The sequence below is a fragment of the Gemmata obscuriglobus genome (assembly GCF_008065095.1).
Lineage (GTDB): Bacteria > Planctomycetota > Planctomycetia > Gemmatales > Gemmataceae > Gemmata > Gemmata obscuriglobus.
This window is the reverse complement of the sequence record NZ_CP042911.1, coordinates 845841-861820: the sequence shown is the minus strand read 5'-3', so window position 1 is coordinate 861820 and position 15980 is coordinate 845841. Positions and strand designations below refer to the sequence as shown.

Sequence of the window (15980 nt, the reverse complement as noted above, 5' to 3'; positions counted from 1 at the left end):
GCAATAGTTCGTGCCTGACGACGACTGCCGGCGCTTACCTGCGTGCCCTCCCGACCCTCGCAGGTGTCGCTTTCGGAAGGTTATCCCGGCCCCATCCCCCCCACGATCCTAAACCGATGCGCAACCGAGTTCGCCTGACGACTGAATCGCTCGAAAACCGATTCACCCCAGCAACCATCCAAATCACGGCCTTGACCAGCGGGTTCACCGCGACGAACAACAACTACCGCATCCTGGCCGACGCGTTCACTGACCCCGCTAGCCCTAACTTCGTCAGCCCGGGCGACACCGTTATCTTGAGCGGTAACTTCGACTGGACCGAGCCGAACGCTGCCGCCGCCTGGGCGCTGGGCAACGACGGCCTTGCGGACACCGGGGACGAGTACGCGATCACCATCAACGACGGCCTGGACAACGTCACGGTGACCGCCGCGTCGCTGGGGTCCGCGGTGATTCAGGGTCCGGGCGACCTACCCGACTTCGACCTCGAGGGCGCGTTCTACTTCCCCGGCGGGGCAGGCACCAACACCGGGTGGACGTTTTCCAACCTGACCCTGCTCGATTTCGATCTCGGGATCGGGATGTACGGGGACCCGAGCGGGGCCGGGGCGGGCGCCTACTCCGGCACGACCATCACGAACAACCGGATCCGCATCGCGACCGACCTGAGTACGGCGGCGGCCCCGGCAGACGTGTCCCAGAACATCGGCATCAATTTCAGCTTCGGCACCGGGCAGACGATCTCGAACAACCTGATCGAGATCCCCGGCGATGTGGCCGGGTCCACGGCGAACTCGAGTACGGTCGGGATTCAGTCCGAGACGTTCTTCCCGGGAACCTACGAAGGGCTGCGGATCACGGGGAACACGATCCGGGTGCTGAACGCGGCCGCGGTCGCGAACCCGCAGCGGATCGTGGGCATTTGGGAGAACGGCCACTCCCACGGGAGCAACATCACCGTCAGCGGCAACCAGTTCCTGAACGCCGCTGGCGTGAACCCGGCGGCGAACCTGCAGCAGGCGTTCGTCATCACCTCGCACTCCGGCCCTGACGGGGTCGTGACCTACGCCGGGAACACGGTGACCGGTGCGAACGTCGGGCTGGCGTGGCTCAGCCCCGTCGAGTTCCCTGGGTACGACTTCTCGAGTAACGGCCCGGTGCTCGTCCTCGGCAACACGCTAACCAACGTGCAGACCGGGATTTTGATCCAGTCGAAGGGCGTGGCGCAACTGGGCGGCGGCAACGTCATCACCGGCACGGCCACCGGGACCGGCGTGAGCATTCAGGCCGGTTCGGTCGCGACGATCTTCAACGGCTCCTTCACGGGCACCGGTGTCGGGATCGACGTGAACGGCGGGACGGCCCTGATCCAGGGCGCGGACCTCAACAACAACGCGATCGCCGGGCTGCGGGTGCAGACCGTAACAATCCCGCAGGGCGAGGAAATTCCTCCCCTGGTCTTCGTCGGCCTGGCGGACGCGGGCGGCGGCGGCACGGCCCTCGGCACCAGCACCGGCGGGAACAATTTCGCGAACTACCTACCGACCGGCGCGGCGCGGGCGATCATCAACCTGAACGCCGCCGGCGCCGGGGCGAACACCTCGGCCCGCAACAACACCTTCGCGTCCGACTCGCTCGCGTTCATCGAGCAGGTGGTGGACCACAGCGTTGATGTGGCCACGCGCGGGACGGTCGACTTCAGCTCCCCCGCCGCGGCCGGCAACGTGGCGCCGGCGGTTGCCAACCAGACGTTCGAACTGCCGATCGGCAGCCCGGCGGGCGCGCTCGTCGGTCAGGTGGTCGCGAGCGACGCGAACAGCAACCCGCTGGCGTACAGCATCACCGACGGCAACACGGGCGGCGCCTTCGCCATCGACGCGGCGACCGGCCGGCTCACCGTCGCCGTTCCGGCCGCACTCGGCACCGGGACGTTCAACTTGACGGTGCAGGTGAGTGACGGGCTCACGGTCAGCACCGCGACGGTTACCGTGACGCTGTTCGACAGCACCGGCGGGGCGAACGACCCGGGTCCGGCCGCGACCCCGGTGTACCTGACGGCGGTGGGCGCGGACGCGGGCGCCAACGGCCACGTGAAGGTGTACAACCAGGACGGCTCGCTGCGGTTCAGCTTCTTCGCGTTCGACGGGTTCAACGGCGGCGTGCGCGTGGCCACCGGCGACGTGAACGGCGACCAGGTTGAAGACATCGTGGTGGGGGCCGGGGCCGGGGCGGCCGGCGGCCACGTGAAGGTGTTCGACGGCGCCACCGGGGCGCTGATCTCGAGCTTCTTCTCGTTCTCGGGGTTCACCGGCGGGGTGAACGTCGCGGTGGGCGACGTGGACGGCGACGGCCGCGGCGACATCGTGGTGGGCACCGGGTCCGGCGCGGCGCACGTCAAGGCGTTCAGCTTCGCCAACAACACGCTGCTGTCCAGCTTCATCGCGTTCGACGGGTCCACCGGCGGCGTGACGGTGGCGGCGGGCAACTACGACGGGACCGGCGCCGACGAGATCGTCGTGGGCAGCGCGACCGGCCCGGCGCACGTGAAGGCGTTCACGCGCACCGGGAGCACTGTGCTCAGCTTCATCGCGTTCTCAGGGTTCAACGGTGGCGTGAACGTGGCGGCGGGCGACCTGAACGCCGACGGGTTCGCGGAACTCGTGGTCGGCACCGGGCCGGGCGTGAACGGCCAGGTGAAGGTGTTCCAGCGCACGACGGTCGCGACGGGTGGTGCGACCATCGCCACGATCCCGGGCACGGGCGGCGCCCGCGTGGCCCTGGGGCGGCTCAACAGCGACGCGGTTCCCGACATCCTGGTCGGGCCGGGGCCGGGCAGCAACGCGCTGGTGCGCACCTTCGACGGCAGTAACTTTACGGCCCTCAGCGCCATCGCCGCGTTCGACGGGTTCCTCGGCGGCGTGTTCGTCGGCTGATGAGCTCCAGGCGGGCACCAGAGCCCGCCTGGGTGAATGAACGGCTGGAACACAAGCGACGGCTCGCCCAAGTGGGCGAGCCGTTTGCGTTTCTGGCGGCTGGTGCGCAACTTCACAGGCGAGCGGGTATCATGTCGGCTTCCGCTCGTACCGGAGAAGCCGTTATGCCGCGTTCCGCGCTCGCTGTTCTTGCCCTCGTGGCGTTCACGCTGTTCCCGCCCCCTGCGGCGGCTGAAGAGATCCGGCTCCACGTCGACGCGTCCGAGGTCGCGCGGAAGGTGATCCACGTGCGTGAGGTGATCCCGGCGCAGTCGGAGTCGCTCACCCTGCACTACCCGAAGTGGATCCCGGGGCGGCACCGGCCCGTCGGTCAGATCGCCAACGTCACCGAGTTCCGCGCCGCGGCGAGCGGCAAAGCGCTCACGTGGAAGCGCGACGACGCCGACCCGTTCACCGTCGCCGTAGCAGTGCCCGACGGCGCGAAGGAGATCGAAGTCACGTTCGACCTGCTGCTCGCGGCCGGCGCCGAGGGCGGGGCACAGTTCATGACGGTCGCGTCGCCGAAGCTGCTGATGCTGAACTGGAACGACGTGCTGATGTACCCGAAGTTGGACGCGCCGCGTGCGGCGCCGCTGGAGGAACTCACCTTCACCCCGGCGGTGACGCTGCCGGCCGGTTGGGTGTGCGGCACCGCTCTCCCGGCCAAAGGAACGTCCGGCGGCGTCACGACCTTCGGGTCGGTGCCCCTTGGCACGCTCGTCGATTCGCCGCTCCTGGCGGGGGAGCACGTGCGCGAGGTGCCCCTCGACGGGGCGAACGGCAAACACCGGGTGTTTATCGCGTGCGACAGCGCCGCCGGCCTCGACGCACCCGAAGCGACCCTCGCCGCGTGGAAGCGGCTCCCGGGTGAGGCCGAGAAGCTGTTCGGGCCGGCGAAACCCTACACCAACTACACTTTCTTACTAGGCCTGAGTAACCACATTCCGCGGGCGGGCATCGAGCACCACCAGTCGAGCGACAACCGCCTCGCCGAACTCGCGCTGGTAAAAGCTGGCGAGCGGAAGGCGTCCGCAACGCTGTTCCCGCACGAGTTCGTTCACAGTTGGAACGGCAAGTACCGGCGCCCGGCCGACATGCTCAAACGCGACTACCAGCAGCCGCAGCAGACGCGGCTGCTGTGGGTGTACGAAGGGCTGACCAACTATCTGGGATGGTTGCTGGCGGTGCGGAGCGGGCTGTACACGCCCGACGAGGGCCGCGACTACCTCGCGATGACGGCGGCCCGCATGTCGAACGTGAAGGCCCGCGGGTGGCGCCCGCTGGACGACACCGCGGCGGCCGCCAGCACGCTGTTCGACGCCACGGGGGCGTGGCGGTCGGCCCGGCGGTCGGTGGATTTTTACGACGAGGGCACGCTGCTGTGGCTCGAAGCGGACGTGCTGATTCGCACCCGGACGAAGGGCGCGAAGACTCTGGACGACTTCTGCAAGGCGTTCTTCGGCACCGGAACGGGCGCACCCGCGGTGGAGCGCTATGCGCTCGACGACGTGCTGAAGGCTCTCAACGAGGTGGCGCCCTACGACTGGAAGGGGCACTTCGCCCGCCGGGTCGAGGCGGTGGCGGAGGCGCCGCCGCTGGACGGCATCACGAGCGGAGGCTGGGCACTCGCCTACTCCGACAAGCCGACGGATCTGTTCACGACGATGGAGGGGCTGGCGAAGGGAGTGAACCTCTCCGATTCGGTCGGGTTCTCGGTCAGCGCGGACGGACTCGTCGGGGACACGGTCCCGAACTCGCCGGCCGCGAAAGCGGGACTCGCCCCCGGGATGAAACTGATCGCGGTGAACGGTCGCCGCTTCTCGCCGGACGGGCTCAAGGCCGCCGTCGGCGCGACAAAAGCCGGCGGGAAGCTCGAACTGCTGGCCGAAAGCGGCGACTTCTTCAAGACCCACGCGCTCGACTACAAGGACGGGTTGCGGTACCCGCGCCTCGACCGCACGGCGGGCAAGCCCGATGTGCTCGGCGAACTGATGGGGTCGAAAACGAAGTGACCGCGACGAGGAGCGGTTCCGTTCTGAGTGAACCGCCCTTCGCCCGTCGGTGTCTTCACCCGGTTGAGTTCTGCCGGGGTGTCGGCGAGGTACAAGCCCTTGCGGGTTCGATCCTGGGACAGGGTATTTGCATGGGCTGGGTTAACGACGCACGAGCGGGCCTGTCAGAGGGGCGGACGGTCCAGGTGCGCCCCACCGGCGGATCGATGCGCGGGCGGATCGAAAGCGGCCAACTCGTCACGATCGCGCCCGCCGATCCGGCGACGGTGAGCGCTGGCGATGTGGTACTGGTCGCGTGGCGTGGCGGGTTCCTCTTGCACCTCGTGAAAGAGGTGAACGGAGACCAACTGCTGATCGGGAACAACGTCGGCAAAATCAACGGCTGGGCGCACCGCTCGGCCGTTGTCGGTCGGGTGACCGCGGTCACCGATTGAAGCCGCACCCACGACGCCTGACAGCAATCTACTTCTTCAACTCCTTCACGCGGATGTTACGGTAGCGCACGAACTGCTTCGTGTAGTCCCCGCCGCCGTGGACTTGCAGCGCGATGCCGCCCTTGTCCGCCAGTCGCTTCTCGGTGTCCTGATACTCCATGAACTTCACGCCCTTGATCCAGGTCGTGATCTTGGGCGGGTTGCCTTCGATGCGTGCCCGCAGTTCGTTCCACTCGCCGGGCTTCCAGAACGCCTTCCAGTCTTCCGCCTTCACCGGACACTTGAACCCGCCGTCGGCCTGTTTGCTGGGCACCACGATCTCCGTCACGTCCTTCCCGAAGTCGAAGTTGCGAACGTGCGGCTTGCCGCCGATGCCCTCGCCGTAGATGCCCAGCAGGTTCCCGCCCTGGTGGTAGTCGATCATCGCTTGGTAGCACTTCCCGGTGTCCGTGCTGCGCAGGAACAGCCCGCTGTCCGGGCCGTCGTCGTTGTTCATCTCCAGCGCCACCTCGAAGTCCCCGTACTCCTTTTCGGTGATGACGATCCCGCCGTTCCCGGGTTCGTCCTGACTACCGACGATCGCTCCGTCCTTGATCGCCCACTTCCCGCCGCTCTTGTTCTTACTTTTGCCGCTGTGACCGGTCTTGGCGGACACCTTCCAACCGCCGAGCGTCTTGCCATCGAAAATGGACACGAAGCCGGCGTCGTCGAACCTTTCGGGCTTGGGCAGGTCGGCGCGGGCGGCCGGGAACAGGCTCCCGAGCAGGGCGGCGCATGCGACCACGGAGAGGCGCTTCATGTGTGGCTCCTGGGGCTGGCGGCGGGCGAGCGGGTCAGTATCCGCGACCGTTCCGGCCGTGTCCAGACGCACGAGAATGGAACGCGCCCCCGTGCCCCCGGCGGGGGCACTTCGTGTCAAGGGTTCGTGCCCGCCACAACCTTCCGCAAGCCGGGAGCGCGTTGCTTGACCCGGACCGGTCCAGCCGTGTGGGCGCCGCGGCGTCGCGCAAAACACCTTCATAAACTTGTGCGACTTGCTCGACCGGTGCGCCTCACTTCTCGACCGGCAGCCCCTTCTCGGTCCACGCCCGCCAGCCGCCGTCCATGCTGATGACGTTGGTGTACCCCATCTTCTGAAGCGCGTCGGCGGCTAAAGCCGAACGGAAGCCCCCACCGCAGTAGAGCACCACCGGCGCGGCCGGGTCAGGAATCTTGGCCTCGACATCGCGCTCGATGACGCCCTTGCCGATGTGGATCGCGCCGGGGACGTGTCCGGCCGCGAACTCGCTCTCCTCGCGCACGTCCACCAGCACGAACGATTCGCCCGCGTCCCGGCGGGCGCGCACGTCATCGACCGTGCATTCCGTAACTCGGGTCTTCGCGTCCGCAACGATCTTCAGGAACCCGGGCGCGTGTTGCTTGGCCACTGGTCTCGTCTCCGTCGGTATTTATTCGTTGTCGCGGCTAACGGGCAGAACCTCGTAAAACAGCCACCCACGTCCTTCACGTCCTCAGTACCGAGGAACCCGAAGCGCTGTGTGCTGGTACTCGTTGAGGTTATACCCCGGCCGCGCGAATCGCCGCGGTGCGGCTCCCAAAAGATGACAAACCTGCACACAAAAGCAACCGGCGCGACGGGCGATTTATTCGCCTCATTTTCGCCGAGCGATCCAGCTTACCCACGCCACTAGCCCCACACAACTTGCACAACCGGAAACTCCGCCACGCCGCACAACCGGAATCGGTGCAGATCGGCTCAAGTTCACTGGGGCGCACCGCAAGGCGGTCTAGAATCGGATGTCGGAGACCGCCCATTGGGCCGCTGCGGAGGAGGGTCGATGTTACGGAAAATGCTGCTCACCGCGAGCGCAGTTCTGCTGGTCGGGGCGGTCGGGTGCCGGCACCGGTGCTGCCACCTGAACGACCCCGACAAGCGCCCGCGGCCGTACCTGCCCGAACCGCCGCGGAACTCGATCCTGTTGCCGCCGGCCGGCGTACCGACCACACCGGCCCCCTCCCCCCCGCCGACCGGTTCGAGCAACTTCCCGCCGCCGGCGCTTGACCTGCCGCCGGGCGGCAGCCCCGCACCGAAGAGTGGCGGCCCAGAAGTGCTGTACCCGGAATCACCTCCCGGCAGCTCCTCGGCCCGGCCCACGCAGCCGCCTCCGCAGGGCATTCTCGGCGCCCCAGTGAAACCGCAAACGCCCGAGCCGCCCAAAAGCACCACACCAAGTGGCGTTAGCGGTGCGATCAAGGTGAAGGACGGGCTGTTCGCCGGCCGCAAGCCGACGCTCGACGGGTTCGACGCGCTTAAGACCGCCGGGTTCCGCGCGGTCGTGTACCTGCATCCGAACGGCCAGGATGTGAGCGCGATCAAGGACATGGCCGCGAGCCGCGGGTTGACGTTCCACGCGATCGAAACGACCCCCGAAACCTTGTCCGCCGCGCTGACCGAGTTCAACCGCGTGACCGCCGACCGGTTGAACCGCCCGGCGTACGTGTTCGGCGAAGACGACCTCCGCGCCGGGGCCGTGTGGTACCTGCACCTGCGGACGGTTGACTCGTTCGGCGACGACGCGGCGCGACTCCGTGCCAAGCCGCTCGGGCTGAGCGATCAGGGGGACGAGGGCCGCGCGTTCGCGCTGGCGATCCAGAGCGTCCTCGAATCGAGGTGACACTTCACCCTCACGGCCGCCCAACAATTCCCAACAGCTCACCCGGCGTAGTGACTACAAAGTCCGGCGCCCCGGAGCGCAGCAGTTCCACCGTGTGAAAGCCCCAGGTCACCGCGGCGACCTTCGCGCCGACCTTCTTCGCGGCTTCGATGTCGCGCAATTCGTCGCCGACGTACAGCACGTCCGAATGGTCGATCTGTTCGGCACGAATGATCCGCTTGAGCGCCTTGGCTTTGCCGAACAGCCGCGGGTAGCCGACCACGAAGGCGAAGTGTCCTTCGGCCCCGTTCGCGCGCAGGCACCGGCGAATGTTGTCCTCGCGGTTTGATGACAGGATGCCGAGTTTCATTCCAGAAGTGGCGAGGGCCGTGAGCACCTCGGGGAGCCCGGTCACGAGTTTCAACCGGTCGGCTTCTTCGGCCGCCGCAGCCTGATACTTCCGCACCAGGCGCGGGAGCCGCCACATCGAGATGCCGTGCTGCCGGAGGAACTGCCGGGTGGGTAGCGACCGCGCGGCGCTCAGGTCGCCGATCGGCTCGAGTCCCATTTCGGCCGCGAGCCGGTTGAAAATGGCGGTCGCGGTCGGGAGCGAGTCCGCGAGCGTCCCGTCGAAGTCCCAAACGACCAGTTTGAACGGCACGGTATCCTCGGCCGAAAGGTGGAGAGTGAAGGGAGCCGGCCGGGCCGATCCCTGTGAGTGCGAGCGCCTGCCTCTTTGTGCGTTTTATACCGACTCGCGGTTCCTCTCACGCCAGACCGAGAACGCCGTCCACGACCCAACAGCCACGCACGTGTTCCGCGCTCGCGTCTCGGCAGTGAGTGAGCACATCGAAGTTGTCGCATCCGGCGTCTTGAAGGGCGTCGGCAAGGATCGGCATCGCGCTGAAGTCGCGCGACTCGTACATGCCGTTCGCGAGCGCTACTGTTGTGCCCGTGCGCCACGAAGTAAAGTCGATCGGCCGAAATGGGTTGCCGAAGATTTCGCGTGCAAGTGACGCTTGCTGCGCGAAGTTCAACCTCCAGTGCGCATCACCGAGCGCGCGTCTGGCAGCGTTCCGCGCGTTCGCGTCGGTAACGGCCTCGGCGAGACGACAAGGAGACGGGTTGTAACGGATACGGCAAATGAACGCAGTCCACCACAATTGTGAGCCGACCGGCCTGAGGCGGCGGAGTTCGTCGGGTGTGGCCGCAGCTTCGACCGCGTTGAGAAACGACGGCGCGTCGCCGGTGACGTGGTGCGCGAGCAGGCGCAGGCACCCGCACGCGAACAGTCTCAGCTTGCGGTCCGTGGTCCGGCCCTTTGTCAGCTTCAGGAGCGTTATCGCGCGCGTTGTCGACAACCACACATCCGCGTTCATTTCCCGCCCTCACGCGCTGCCCGCACGCGGGAGCGTCACGCGGAACGTGGTCCCTTTGCCGAGCTTGCTGTTGACCCGCACCTGGCCGCGCATCGCCTGAACGAGGTGCTTCACGATCGAGAGCCCGAGCCCGGTACTACCCTCGGCGCGCCCCCGCGCCCGGTCCACCCGGTAGAACCGCTCGAACACGCGGTTCACGTCCCCCTCCGGGATGCCTACACCGGTGTCTTCCACTTCGAAGCTGACCGTGTCCGCGGTTGCGCCCCAGCGAACGGTGATCCGCCCGCCGTTGGGCGTGTACTTGATCGCGTTATCGACGAGGTTGTCCATCACCTGCCGCAGGGCGTCGGGGTCGGCCCACGCGGCCACGTTCGCGGGCGCGTCCGGCGGCGGCTTCTCCACCAGTGTGAGCGTCTTCGTGTCGGCCCGCGGGTGGTGCCGCTCCATACAGTCGGAGATCTCGCGGTCCAGTACGACCACGCGGGGTTCGAGCCCCAGCGACCCGGACTCGATCCGCGACAGGCTCAGCATGTCCTTGACCAGGTACGTCATCCGGTCCGACTCGCGGGCCACTTGCTCCAGGAACGACGCCAGGGTGTGCGGGTCCTCGGCCGCGCCGTCCTGTAGCGCCTCCACGCTCGACTTGATGACCGCGATCGGCGTCTTCAGTTCGTGCGACGCGTTCGCCACGAAGTCCTGGCGCATGCGCTCCGCCTGCCGCACTTCGGTGGTGTCGTTGACCACCACCACCGCCCCGGGCATCCCCTGACCGGGGAACCGCGATACGTACACCTCCAGGTGCCGCCCACCGGACCCGGGCACGTCGAACTCCTCCCGGTGGGGTTCGGCGGCCGTGAGCCCCTGTTCGACGATCGCGTGGAACGGCGCCAATCGCGTGACATCGCACAACTTCTGGTTGACCGCCTTGCGCGGGTCGAACTCGAGCAACTGACCGGCCCGCTCGTTGGCGAACAGCACCCGCCGCTGGTCGTCGATCGCGACGACGCCTTCGACCATACCGGAGAGGATCGCCCGTAACTGCTCGCGGTCGTGGTCGAGCAGCCGGAACGTGGACGCGAGCCGCGCGCTCATGGCGTTGAACGTTTCCGCCAGTTCGTAGTGCTCGGCGCCGCCCGTGACGCGGATCTTGTGGCCCAGGTCGCCATCGGCCAGTTTCCGTGCGCCTTCCCGCAACTCGATCAGCGGACGCACGAACAACCGGGCCAGCGCGAACGCCGCGACGGTCGCGAGCACCACCACCCCGGCCAGCGCCACCGCGACCTCGCTCATAAGCTCGCGGAACATCTCCTCGGATCGGTGGCGAACGAGTAACCCGAGGAGCCCCACCGCGGCGAGGACGAGTACCAGATACGTGGAGAACAGGCGCCAAAACATAGAATTGTGCAAATCGTGTGAAGGTAAGACCCCGCCGGGCTTGATGAGATTGTAACGGCCGCGGGAAGAGTGGGAGGTGAAGTTTACAGTTCTCGCGCCGCTGCGAACGCGCGGCGCCGTTTCTCTCGTGAAAGGCTCAAAAAGCGAACGTCCCAGAAACGGCTTGAGCGCCGTGCGCGTTCTGCGTACTCGCTCCGCTCAGCGGCTCGCGGTACGAGTGCCGCTGAGCCGGTCGGTAAGTGTCAGACTGAGGGTGGCGGCCAAGTTCGGGCAGTGAACGTCACCAACGTTAATCGCCGCCGCAAACGCTTCGATCTTGGGAACGACCCCGTCCAGGAAGGCGGCCATTGCCGACGGCGTCAGTGCGTACCACCGTTCCGCCGCTTCTAATAACTCGGATATGAGTTCCGGGTAATCGGCCATTGTGTCCAAGTGGATCAATCGGTCCGACAGCCAAAGCAGCTCGGCCCGCTCTCTCAGCGGACCTGCCGGAGCCTGGTTCGGGTGGTGGTGGTATCGGACCGGCTCGACGACTTCGGGCGGCAGCCCCCAGCGTGCGAGCAGCGCGGCGCCAACGTCCGCGTGGTTCGCCCCGAACGTTTCGTTTTCGGCCCCGCACGGGTCGAACAGGAGCCGGTGACCTTGCCGCTGCGGGTGCTTCGCCCACCGCACCGGGAACGCGCCGCGCAACAGCTCCGACCCGAGGTCCCGCAAGAGCGCCGCGGCCATGTCTTCGTCCGGAGCCGGAGCGCGTCTCAGCACCGCCAGCTCGCGGGCGATGATCGCGCCGCCGACGGACGCGAGCCAGTACCCTCGCGCGTCGGGGCCGCGGGGGCCGGGAGCGGACAGCGCGAGCGTGAGCGCGCGCACGGTCCGGCGCCCGAGCACCTGGACGGCACGCGACACACTGGCAACGGAACGGGGGAGAGAGTAGACGCACGAGTTCGCGACCCGCAGAACGCCGACACACAGCGCCGGATCGGTGGCCAGTAGCGCGGCCAGTTGGCTCGGGTCGCAGTCCGGAGACCCCGCCGCGGCGTACACCTGCAAGACGACCGCGGGGGCCGGGGGTAGGAGGTCTGGCGGGAACACGGTCAGCAGCAGTTCGCGACGGGCTCTACTTGTTTGAGTCGGCATGCGGTCCCCGAAGTCGTCATCGCGAAGTGTGACCTATGGTGTGGGGCGGCGTATATCTATAGACCACCATGCAAGATCGGTCAAATAAAGTCTCGCCATACAGTATTTCCGTGGCGAGCGCGTTAACGCACCGCGGCCCCGGCCGTCGCATCATCCTCCGACGGACGGTCGCCGAGAGATTCGGCCCATCACTTGGCACTTGCCGAACCGGCCTGCCCGTCAGAATAAACGCGGCTGGTGGTTCGGATCGGCCAGCGCGGTCATCAGCTTCCGTTGCGGTGAGCTGACCGGGTAGTCCCCGAGTTCTTGCGGCGCGACCCACTTCGCGTTCGCATAGTGACCGGCGGCAAACGCCCCGCCCCGGAGAACCGATCCGACGCACACCAGGGTGATCGCGTACCGGGTCACGCCGTGCCGGACGGTCCGGATCTCGGCGCCCGGCTCGACATCGAACCCGGTCAGTTCTCGTGCCACCCGCACCGCAGCAGCGGAAACGTCTTCTCCCTCCGTTCGCGGGGCGTGGGGGATCTCCCACATGTTTTGCCACCGCCCCGCGTTCGCAGGCCGCTGGCACAACAGCACGTTTGCGCCGTCGCGAATCACGACCCCGACTTCTGCGACCTCGGTAATCGCGGGCTGTTTCTTTTTTGGCGGGATCTGGTCCTGGCGGCCGAGCCGCTTCGCCTCGCAGTTGTCGCGCACCGGGCAGCGGTCGCACGCCGGCGCGGTCGGGGTGCAGACCAGCGCGCCGAGTTCCATTAACGACTGGTTGAAGTCCCCGGCCCGCTTCGCGGGGAGAACGGTTTCGGCGGCGGCCCACACCCAAACCTTGCCTTCGCCCTCGCGCGGGTCGCCGGGGTAAGCGAACAGCCGCGCGAGCACGCGCAGGCTGTTCGCTTCGACGATCGGCAGCGGCCGGTCGAACGCTTGCGACAGCACGGCGCCGAGGATGTACCGGCCGACGCCCGGGAGCGGTTCCCACACGTCGGGGTCGTCCGGGAGGTCACCGTTGTGCGCTTCGACCAGCAGTTTTGCGGCGGCGTGGAGGTGCCGGGCGCGGCGGTAGTAGCCGAGGCCTTCCCAGAGTTTCAGGACGCGCTGTTCGTCGGCGGCGGCCAGCGCGCGCACGTCGGGGAAGGCGGCCAGGAACCGCTCGAAGTACGGGACCACGGCCGCGACCGTGGTCTGTTGGAGCATCACCTCGCTGACCCACACCTGGTAGGCGTCGCGGGCTCCGTTAACGGTGCGCCGCCAGGGCAGGTCGCGCTGGTGCTTGTCGAACCAGTTCAGGAGCTTGGTGCGTACCCCGGCGAGCGTGCGCGGGGACCAACCATCGGGGAGTTTCACGTTCCGGGTTCCAGGATCGGACGAATTCGGGCCACAAAACAGTAGCGAGTTTGAACCCGCGGTGCTGGGCCCGCGGGTTCAAACTCGCTTTGAAGACTTGGGGTTCCGACCGCCGCTCACTTCGGGCGGCGCATGTACTGACGGAGCAGGTCGTTGGCGGCGTTGGTCATCTCCTCACGGGTCTGGGCCTTCTTCGGCTCGCCCGGCTTCTCTCCGCTGTTCGATTTGGGGGGCTCTCCCGTTCCGGCCGTAAGCGGGTTCGGGATCTCCATCACCGTGCTGCCGTCGGGAACGCTGCCGTTCCCCTCATCGTCCATGCCCAGGAGCATCGCGGCCACGTCGTCTTCGTCCGACGTGCTTGCGGCGGCGGGCGCCGGCTTCGGCGGCACTTTCGCCGGGGCCGGCTTGGTCGGAGCGGTCACCCCTGACTTGCTAGCGGGCTTGACCGGTGCCGGTGTGGCGTCGCGGACCGGCGCCTTCGGGGCCGCCGCGGCGGCCTTAACGGCGGCAAGTGCCGCCGCCGTTTCGGGGGAATCACCGAGCGGGGTACCGTCCACCTTCGGCGCGGCCTTCTCGATCCGCACCGTAAAGTCGAGCGGGCCGACCTGGAGCGAGGCGCCGTTCTCAATGACGATTTCTGCACTCTGGACGAGTTGGCCGTTGACGAGCGTTCCGTTGGTACTGCCGAAATCCTTGACGAACACTTTCCCGTCGCGGACCACGACCGCACAGTGCAACTTGCTGATCGCGGGGCTGGCCGGGCGCAAGTTGCATTGCTGATCGCGGCCGATCAGGAACTGCGACCCGGTCAGCGGAATCACGCGGCCCTCGTGGGCCCCAGACGCAACGACCAAACTCACCTTCATGTCGTGTGTCCTTCGCCGTTGAACCGTCCGAACCCTCGGCCGAGGTGAGGAGTCGCGAGCGACCGGGAACCGTCCCCGCGCGTGGGCCGCGCCTGGGCAGGGACGACATCACCGACTTGCCGCGAACCCCGATCGGGCTACGCTCAGAGTGTGCGCACCACTGCGAGTCTTGGGTTTCTTCGGCAAACCCTGGTGGTAGCGCTCGTCATTGTATGCTACGGGCGGCGCGCTATGCAACAGGCACTTCCCCCGATTCCGCGCAACCGATACCGGCTTCACACCCTCACCATAATTGGCGGCCTTCTGCTCGTCGCCGCGCTCGGTGCTCTGGTCACCGGGTGCGACGGGAGCGGGGCGCAGGGCACCGCCCCGGACCGCCCCGGGCGGCCCCACGAAGGCGCGCAACTGACGTTCAACTGCTCGGACCCGGCGTTCGCCGCCGCCGTCGAGCCGATGATCCGCTCCTGGGAGGTGCGGACCGGCGCGGCGGTGACCCTCACCCGCGACCCGATGACGGCGGCCGACGCCACCGACCTCGCGGTGCTCCCCGCGAACCGCCTCGGCGAGTGGGCCGAACCCGGGCACCTCGCGCCGCTGCCGCTGAAGTGGCGCGGGCTGGTTTCGGAGATGCTGCCGCCGTACGCGGAGCGGCTCGCGGCGTGGGGCGATCAGACCCAGGCGATCCCGCTCACCGGCGACGGGGTGCTGCTGGTGTACCGGGCCGACCGGTTCGCCGATCCGGCCGCCGCCGCGGAGTTCGCCAAGCGCGGGAAGGGGCCGCTCGCCGCCCCGGCCACCTGGGACCAGTACGCGGACGTGGCCGCGTTCTTCGCGGCCCGCGACAAGGGGCCGAGCGTGCCCCCGCTGCCGGCCGACCCGACCGCCCTGTTCGACCTGTTCTCCCGCGTCGCGAGTTCCTTCGACCGCCCGACCCTGAGCGACAAGGACCTGAGCGAGCGGGTCAAGGACGAGGAGTTGCTCGCGTTCCACTTCGAGATCCGGACCGGCAAGCCGCGGCTGCTGGCGCGGGGGTTCGCGGAATCGGCGCGGTGGCTGGCGGGGCTCGCGGCGGCCGGCGCCGTTCCGCCCGGCGCGTCCGATGACCCGGTCGCCGCGCTGACGGCCGGCAAGGCGGTGCTGGCGATCGTTTCGCTCGACCAGCTCGCGAAACTGCCGCGCGAGAACGGCACGGTACCGGCGCGGTTCGGGATCGCCCCCGTACCGGGCGCGCAACGGCCCCTCGAGCCGGGCGCCCCCCCGGCCGAGAAGCAGGTGGTGAACTACGTTCCGTACTTCGCGGGGGGGCGGCTGGGGGTGGTCCGGGCACGCTGCCCGCGTCCCGAACTGGCGTTCGAGCTGCTCGCGGAGTTGGCCGGCCCGGCCCGAACGGCGGAACTGATCAGCACCCCGGGCCTGGGCGCCGGCCCCCTGCGCCCCGCGGACCTCAGCCCGGACCAGTTCCCGCTGTGGCTCGGGTACGGGTTCGACCCGGCCCGGTCGCAGGCCCTGCAAGACACGCTGCGGGGGTACCTGGCCGAGGCGGTCAAGAACCCGACGCTCGGTCTGCGTGGCCCGGACCGTGAGGCCCTCACCCGCGACGCGGCGGCCGCGCTGCGGAAGCTCGGTTCGGGTGCGAAGCCGGCGGATGTGCTCGCGGAGGCGCAGACCGCGTGGAACGCCCTCGACGCGAAGGCCGCGGGCGCGCCGCTCGTGCGCTGGCGGAAACGCGCCGCGGGGCTGAACTGATTCCAGTCGTTTCAAGTTGACGGCCGCCGAGATGAGAT

13 protein-coding genes are annotated in these 15980 nt (G+C 68.0%); 5 read left to right on the top strand and 8 right to left on the bottom strand.

Going from position 1 to position 15980, the window contains the following annotated elements:
• Positions 1-116: 116 nt before the first annotated feature.
• The 3 genes from GobsT_RS03595 (at position 117) to GobsT_RS03585 (ending at position 5418) form a co-directional block, all read left to right on the top strand.
• Positions 117-2933 (top strand): beta strand repeat-containing protein, encoded by a 2817-nt coding sequence (locus GobsT_RS03595; RefSeq protein WP_010043759.1) that lies wholly within the window; start codon positions 117-119, stop codon positions 2931-2933.
• Between the two features lie 164 nt (positions 2934-3097).
• A complete protein-coding gene (locus GobsT_RS03590; RefSeq protein WP_010043761.1) occupies positions 3098-4984 on the top strand; it encodes a M61 family metallopeptidase in 1887 nt (628 codons plus the stop codon).
• A gap of 131 nt (positions 4985-5115) precedes the next feature.
• Positions 5116-5418 (top strand): S24 family peptidase, encoded by a 303-nt coding sequence (locus GobsT_RS03585; protein WP_029601056.1) that lies wholly within the window; start codon positions 5116-5118, stop codon positions 5416-5418.
• A 28-nt stretch (positions 5419-5446) separates the two neighbouring features.
• On the opposite strand, the gene GobsT_RS03580 is transcribed toward GobsT_RS03585, so the two are convergent.
• Both GobsT_RS03580 and GobsT_RS03575 read right to left on the bottom strand, forming a co-directional pair.
• Positions 5447-6217, bottom strand: coding sequence for a 3-keto-disaccharide hydrolase (locus GobsT_RS03580; protein WP_010043771.1), 771 nt, complete (start codon positions 6215-6217; stop codon positions 5447-5449).
• Positions 6218-6470: 253 nt separating this feature from the next.
• Positions 6471-6845 (bottom strand): rhodanese-like domain-containing protein, encoded by a 375-nt coding sequence (locus GobsT_RS03575; protein WP_010043773.1) that lies wholly within the window; start codon positions 6843-6845, stop codon positions 6471-6473.
• A 411-nt stretch (positions 6846-7256) separates the two neighbouring features.
• Here GobsT_RS03575 and GobsT_RS03570 point away from each other — a divergent pair, with 411 nt between their 5' ends.
• A complete protein-coding gene (locus GobsT_RS03570) occupies positions 7257-8093 on the top strand; it encodes a protein tyrosine phosphatase family protein (RefSeq protein WP_010043775.1) in 837 nt (278 codons plus the stop codon).
• Positions 8094-8103: 10 nt separating this feature from the next.
• Here the strand turns inward: GobsT_RS03570 and GobsT_RS03565 are convergent, their stop codons facing one another.
• The 6 genes from GobsT_RS03565 to GobsT_RS03540 form a co-directional block, all read right to left on the bottom strand.
• Positions 8104-8733, bottom strand: a complete 630-nt coding sequence (locus GobsT_RS03565) for an HAD-IA family hydrolase (protein ID WP_010043777.1) — start codon at positions 8731-8733, stop codon at positions 8104-8106.
• A gap of 106 nt (positions 8734-8839) precedes the next feature.
• On the bottom strand, positions 8840-9433 hold the full coding sequence (locus GobsT_RS39300; RefSeq protein ID WP_232068328.1) for a hypothetical protein: 594 nt from the start codon (positions 9431-9433) through the stop codon (positions 8840-8842).
• Between the two features lie 27 nt (positions 9434-9460).
• A complete protein-coding gene (locus GobsT_RS03555) occupies positions 9461-10846 on the bottom strand; it encodes a HAMP domain-containing sensor histidine kinase (RefSeq protein WP_010043781.1) in 1386 nt (461 codons plus the stop codon).
• 198 nt (positions 10847-11044) lie between these two features.
• Positions 11045-11983 (bottom strand): HDOD domain-containing protein, encoded by a 939-nt coding sequence (locus GobsT_RS03550; RefSeq protein WP_109571327.1) that lies wholly within the window; start codon positions 11981-11983, stop codon positions 11045-11047.
• A 219-nt stretch (positions 11984-12202) separates the two neighbouring features.
• Positions 12203-13330: an A/G-specific adenine glycosylase gene (mutY, locus tag GobsT_RS03545; RefSeq protein ID WP_010043786.1), complete on the bottom strand. Its 1128-nt coding sequence runs from the start codon at positions 13328-13330 to the stop codon at positions 12203-12205.
• Between the two features lie 116 nt (positions 13331-13446).
• Positions 13447-14196, bottom strand: a complete 750-nt coding sequence (locus GobsT_RS03540; RefSeq protein ID WP_010047252.1) for an FHA domain-containing protein — start codon at positions 14194-14196, stop codon at positions 13447-13449.
• 231 nt (positions 14197-14427) lie between these two features.
• On the opposite strand from GobsT_RS03540, the gene GobsT_RS03535 reads away from it, so the two are divergent.
• Positions 14428-15942, top strand: coding sequence for a type 2 periplasmic-binding domain-containing protein (locus GobsT_RS03535; RefSeq protein ID WP_010047255.1), 1515 nt, complete (start codon positions 14428-14430; stop codon positions 15940-15942).
• Positions 15943-15980 lie beyond the last annotated feature (38 nt).